This is a genomic window from Dysgonomonas termitidis (assembly GCF_042654545.1).
Lineage (GTDB): Bacteria > Bacteroidota > Bacteroidia > Bacteroidales > Dysgonomonadaceae > Dysgonomonas > Dysgonomonas termitidis.
The window spans coordinates 1-5,851 of the sequence record NZ_JBHSGN010000123.1 but is presented as its reverse complement, the minus strand read 5'-3'; the positions used below and the strand labels follow the sequence as shown (position 1 = coordinate 5,851).

Sequence of the window (5,851 nt, the reverse complement as noted above, 5' to 3'; positions counted from 1 at the left end):
TTGATAATTAATCTTTTAATTAAATAAATCAGCCAATAGTTGCAACTACTGATTCGCATAATTAATTAATATTTAAACGATTTAAAAAACAAATTAAACATGGATAAAATTTATAAAACTGCGCCCCTTCCTTTCCAGGGGCAAAAGAGAATGTTTGCCGGATATTTTGCACAAACGATAAAGGATATCGATGAGAAACAGAAAATCAGCATTATTGTGGACCTGTTCGGAGGCTCCGGGCTGTTGTCTCATACGGCCAAGCATATATTGCCCGGCTGCCGGGTCATATACAACGATTATGATAATTATACGGAACGTCTGCGTAATATTGGAAAGACCAACAGACTATTATCAGATATAAGAACAATACTGGCGAATATTCCCAGGGATAAGGTACGGATCGACGAGGCTTTTAAAAATAAAGTGATTGAACGTATTGTTCTGGATGACCGGGAGGGATTTACCGATTATATCACCTTATCGGCATCATTGCTGTTTTCATCCAAATATGCATTGTCCCTGGAAGGTTTCCGGAAGGAACATTTATATAACAGGGTGAAAGCCTCGGATTATGATTGTGATCCGGACGAATACCTGAAGGGCCTTGAGATTGTACATTGTGATTATAAGGAGTTGTATAACCGTTATAAGGATATTCCCGGAGTATTATTTATCGTGGATCCTCCATACCTGTCAACCGATACAGGAACATATCATTCTGATAAATACTGGAAGCTGCGCGACTACCTGGACGTATTGAATGTGCTGTCTGGCACCGATTATATTTTCTTTACATCCGATAAAAGTTCACTGGTAGAGCTATGCGAGTGATTCGCTGATAACCGGAACCTGGGGAATCCTTTTGTTGACTCGGTGCTCAGGACACATCACGTAACGCTGAATAAGACATCGGGATATAATGATATGATGTTGTATAAGCTTGTGAAATAAAACCCGCTTGTCTTATTATTTCATGTCCTTTTTGCTTCAGGCTTATCCGGGCATATTTGTGGTAAAAAAGATATGCAAATCTTATTCAATAAGAACGGTACGCCGCTGATGATGTCATGTTCGAGCACCTTTCTGAACACGACCGGCTCCCCGTCGGGTATTACCCCGGAAGAGAAAAAAAAGCTGATCCAGACCGTGGATACAAAGCCGGACCAGGATTTTACGCAGCTGGCGGGTATCAGGCTACTGTCGTGGAAAGATAACAACGATTTCCCGCAATGGGCTGACAGGATAATCACCAGTACCGGCGTGTTGAACACCGGACTCAAATTCATCCGGAACTTCACGCTCGGGCAGGGCATACATGCCTGCAAGATCGACGGCTACGACCAGGACGGAAACGAATTGCTGATTCCCTATCCCAATCCGGAAGTTCAGAAAATTGTATCCTCGCGCGTCATCCGCCGGTATATGGAGCGTGTGGCCCGTGATTATTTCAAGTTCGGGTGCGGCTTTGTGCAGAACGTCACGAATATGGACGGCAGCCGGATTGTCGGATTAAACCCGCTGAACGCTTACTTCTGCCGACTGAGCGAACGTGATCCGAACGGCAGGGAAAAATGCGTGATCTCCGGGAAATGGCCCGACACACCGGGAGCAGGGGATTATAAAGTTCTGGACGTACTGTCAGAGTATGATCCGGAACTGGACCTGGATATCCGGCGCTTTGAAGGTAAATCCAAGGACAGCACGGTAATGGTGATCCGCGACAGCTGGAGCAACCGGGATACCTACGGGGAGCCTATCTGGCTGGCCTGCTTCCTTGCCGGATGGATAGACATAGCCAAACAGGTGCCCCGGTACCTGCAGAAAGTGTATAAGAACCAGGCCACCTGGAAATGGCATATACAGATACCGTATGCGTTCTGGGATAAGAAATTCCCTGAAGCAGACTTCGACACGGTAGCCGAACGGGAGAAAGCGATCCAGGACTACATGGATGATGTCGAAAGGAACCTGCTGGGAGTCGATAATGCTGAAAAACCGATCTTTACTTTCTTCGCGGTCAATGAGAACGGCAAGGTCGAGGAAGAATGGAAGATCACGCCGCTGGACAACAAATCGAAGGAAGGTGACAAGCTGGTCACATCGGCTGCCGCCAACTCGGAAATACTGTTTTCACTGATGATCAACCCGAACGTATTGGGTGCCGGTATGCCCGGCGGGACATATGCCGGAAACCAGGGTGGCTCGAACATACGGGAGGCTTTCCTTGTGAATATAGCCAATGCCTGGATAGACCGCCAGAACTTTCTGGATCCTGTGGAGATTATGCTGCGCTACAATGGCTATGAGGATGTATCGCTTCGGTTCCGGAATACGATACTGACAACACTGAACACGGGAGCCGGTACTCAGCAAAATATAGCGTGAAGTTAATGTGCCAATATAATTAAGAATGAAAAATTAAGAATTAATAATGGCGCGAAGCGACGAAGGCCAACAGCTAAAAAAAACTTATAATTTATTACTCATAACTTATAACTAAAAGACATGATATTCTCAGAGAATAAATGGAGCGATGGGGACGAACTCAGGCCTTATATACCGATATCGACATCCCTTAGCTTCCGGAATATGAACCCGGCTTTTCAAAATGCTTTCGGGTTGTTCATCCGGCCCGTAATGGGTAACGCCGTAGTGGAAAGACTACAGGAGATATATGATGCAGTAGTGGATATAAGCATCATCAGGGAGGACACGGATGACAAGGAAATAAAACTGCTTTATTATGGCCAGCGCGCAAATGCTTTCCTGGCTTACTGGTATGACTACGACGAGCTTCAGGTACTGATCGGCGATGCCGGTATCAAACGGCAGGATTCGGAAAAGACGAAAACACCGTATAAATATCAGGAACATAGCCTGAAGGAAGGTTTCAAGCAAAAAGGATTCGATGCCCTGGACAACCTGATCGCCTATCTGGAAGAGAATACAGACGAGTTTCCCGAATACCTGGATTCTGAAAATTACACGCGGACAAAAGACGCAATCGTAAGGAGTACGCAGGAGGTGAACGGATATTACCCTGTCAATAACAGCCGTCTGGTGTTCCTGCGGCTGAAACCGGCTTTCAGGGTTATAGAGGATACGGTCATTGCTCCCCGGCTCGGAGCTATCCTGTATAATGAATTCAAAGAAGCATTAATGCAGGACTCTCCGGATGAAAAATACCTGAAGCTGCGTGAAAAGCTACTTCCGGTAGTCGTATTCTATGGAGTGCGTAAGCTGATCCTGGAGACAGGCAGCCTGACAGACAGGGGACTGTTCTTTACGAGCCTGAAGGGTGGTGACGGCTCTTATATGTCGCTGGATCCTGTAGCCGATAACCGTATCGCCATGCAGGCCGACAAGGCTGAAGCCGATGCTATCTCTTACTGGCTACTGGCCGAGCAATACCTGAAAACGGCTTTCGGTATCCCGCCGTCAAATGCAAAGAAAATACCCAACAGGGATAATAACGGAAAAAAATCATTTTGGGCATGAAAACAATACGGATAGAATATACGCGCCTGCATTTCTTTCGAAAAGCGATAGAAATACGGGCTCCGGAAAAATGGGAGGAGCTCTCGGGCCGGCAGTTTGCCATTTGCAGCCGGCTATTTCTGGAGCAGGTCCCGGATGACGTGTTTATCAGTGAATATTTCGGTATAAGCAAAAAGCTTGCCGGGAAGTTCTCGAAATTTGAACAGTACAGGCTAATCGAGTGTGCCGGCTTTATATCCGAGCCAAAAGCTGCCGTGAATTACTTTTACCTGAAGGAAATACCGGACACATATCTGTGCTCCCCGGAGATAAAGCTGAAGAGTGTATCCTTCGAACAATTCATGATCCTGGACACGTACTTCTTCGATTATGTGAACGGGCATGATGACGACAGCCTGTGCAGGTTTGTATCATCTCTCTATATGAAGAAGGGAGAATCTATCCGGGATTTTGATTTTGAAGAGCGTATGGCATACATAGCGGCAAAAGTAGATAAGGCTACCATGTTTGCCATCTTCCTGAATTATACATTTATCCGTAAATGGCTGTCTGGTGTTTTCCGGTACCTGTTTGAATACAGGGAAGAAGATAAGGAGAAGCAGCCAAAAAAGAATGCGAAAAACAAAAGGGCCGGTTCCGGACGCCCGGACTGGAACTCCATCCTGGACGGTTTCATGGGAGATGATATCCTGCATGAGGAAGAGTACCGGAACCTGAAATGTATCCGGGCCTTTAAAACGATTAATAACAGAATAAAGAATTATAAGGATGGGAAACGAAAACCTGTTAGATGATTTCACGGAGTATATAGAAAACCTGTGCAGGAAACATGTGCTTATAAAGCATTCGGCAGAAAAAAAACATTTTGTGAGACTGGATAACGATGAACTGCTTCAGGAAGGAAAGGCGAATATTTATTATCCTGTTGTTACCATGGAGAAACTGACCGTCAGCTATACGAGCCAGCCGGATAATTTCAGGAAAAGCCGGCATGTGGAGCTAATGTTCCTGGATCACATCCGTGATGCCGGTGATTTTAATAACATAGAAAATGTGTGGACAAAGATGGAAGCGGTGGCTGAAGATTTTATAAAAAAAATCCGAGTGGATAAACGGAACCTTCCCTTCCTGAAATCACTGGTGATGGATAATGCGGAACTGGATTATGTGGAAAATATAAAAGCACATCTATGGGGAGTACTCCTGTCGTTTGATATAAATCTTCCATTCGATAACTGCCTGGATCCTGACCGGTTCGAATGATGTCCTTTTTCCGGAGCAGGATAACAGGCAAATTTGAAGTACATTTTAATATAAATATATATGAGCGTAATCGATGATTTAATAGCCCAGGCAACGCTAATAAGGGATGAAATCCGGAAGAAAGCGAATACGGCTTACCGGGTAGGTACTTGTTTATTGAATATAATAAATTTTTCGAAGGACTACACCGACGGAAAGGTAAATACGATACTGATCCTGATCCCATCCGGAACGAACACCGGAAATATGCTGATCAACAACGACCAGTTGAACAACGCATTGGCAGGATTCTCGCAGGGCTTCTTCGAATACAAAGATCAGGAAAACTTTATAGTACAAACAGAAGCGCAACTCCCTACGCAACTACCCAGCGGTGATCCTATACCGGACGGATATACGGCTCTATATATGGATGCTACGAAAACAATCGTATATAAAACCACATATACCGCCGGAGCATGGGGAGCTGGAGTAGACCAGAACGCGGAACCCGGATTTCTTTGGACGGAAACCATAACAGGCAATGGTTATTACTTTATGCCGGGCCAGGACTGGAACCAGTTGGATGTGAAGCCGATGGCGTCGGCAATAAGCAACGACAGTACTGTGCCCGGCGCTACCGTAAAGGATGCGCTTACCTACCTGCTAACTATGCTTTCGCCGGCAGGGTCTGCTTACCTGACTTTCAAGCTGGCCTCCCAATCGCTTACATCTGTAGCGAATATACCGGCTACGGCAGCCAACACATTTTGCCAAATATCGGCAAATGCAACGATGTCGTTAGCGAATGCAGCAGCCTTGCTTCCCGGATATGAACAAGTGATACGGGTAAAGAATACATCTGCATCTTCGATTACGCTTACCCTGCCATCAGGAGCGGCTTACGATAACGACTACGGGCAACCGACTGTAAGCATTCCGGCAGGTAAAGTAGCGGAAGTGAATATCTGGTGCTACATGCCAGGGAGGTATAGTATACGTGTCGGAGAAGCAAATTAATCAGTTAGCAGTTAGCAGTAAACAGTAAAAAATATGAGACGAAGGACATACTCCAATAATGATTCCTATTATGAAGATACAGCCGGCATAC

5 protein-coding genes and 1 pseudogene are annotated in these 5,851 nt (G+C 45.6%); all 6 read left to right on the top strand.

What is annotated here, in order from left to right; genetic code table 11:
* Positions 1-99: 99 nt before the first annotated feature.
* The 6 genes and pseudogenes from ACFO6W_RS21200 to ACFO6W_RS21175 all read left to right on the top strand — a co-directional run bounded on the left by ACFO6W_RS21200 (position 100) and on the right by ACFO6W_RS21175 (position 5,760).
* Positions 100-951 (top strand): annotated as a pseudogene (locus ACFO6W_RS21200) (DNA adenine methylase).
* A gap of 72 nt (positions 952-1,023) precedes the next feature.
* Positions 1,024-2,385 (top strand): hypothetical protein, encoded by a 1,362-nt coding sequence (locus ACFO6W_RS21195; protein ID WP_380000208.1) that lies wholly within the window; start codon positions 1,024-1,026, stop codon positions 2,383-2,385.
* A gap of 120 nt (positions 2,386-2,505) precedes the next feature.
* Positions 2,506-3,498, top strand: coding sequence for a DUF6712 family protein (locus ACFO6W_RS21190; RefSeq protein WP_380000206.1), 993 nt, complete (start codon positions 2,506-2,508; stop codon positions 3,496-3,498).
* Positions 3,495-4,292 (top strand): hypothetical protein, encoded by a 798-nt coding sequence (locus ACFO6W_RS21185; RefSeq protein WP_380000204.1) that lies wholly within the window; start codon positions 3,495-3,497, stop codon positions 4,290-4,292. The genes ACFO6W_RS21190 and ACFO6W_RS21185 overlap by 4 nt, the downstream gene beginning before the upstream one ends.
* Complete coding sequence (locus ACFO6W_RS21180; RefSeq protein WP_380000201.1) at positions 4,267-4,761, top strand: hypothetical protein; 495 nt, start codon at positions 4,267-4,269, stop codon at positions 4,759-4,761. Before ACFO6W_RS21185 ends, ACFO6W_RS21180 begins: the two co-directional genes overlap by 26 nt.
* Before the next feature lie 60 nt (positions 4,762-4,821).
* Entirely contained in the window at positions 4,822-5,760 is a 939-nt protein-coding gene (locus ACFO6W_RS21175; RefSeq protein ID WP_380000199.1) for a hypothetical protein, read from the top strand.
* Positions 5,761-5,851: the final 91 nt, after the last annotated feature.

Bases quoted from the DNA above. Each gene is read 5' to 3' on its own strand.
- ACFO6W_RS21195 (WP_380000208.1), top strand. From the start codon at position 1,024: ATGCAAATCTTATTCAATAAGAACGGTACGCCGCTGATGATGTCATGT.
- ACFO6W_RS21180 (WP_380000201.1), top strand. From the start codon at position 4,267: ATGGGAAACGAAAACCTGTTAGATGATTTCACGGAGTATATAGAAAAC.
- ACFO6W_RS21175 (WP_380000199.1), top strand. From the start codon at position 4,822: ATGAGCGTAATCGATGATTTAATAGCCCAGGCAACGCTAATAAGGGAT.
- ACFO6W_RS21185 (WP_380000204.1), top strand. From the start codon at position 3,495: ATGAAAACAATACGGATAGAATATACGCGCCTGCATTTCTTTCGAAAA.
- ACFO6W_RS21190 (WP_380000206.1), top strand. From the start codon at position 2,506: ATGATATTCTCAGAGAATAAATGGAGCGATGGGGACGAACTCAGGCCT.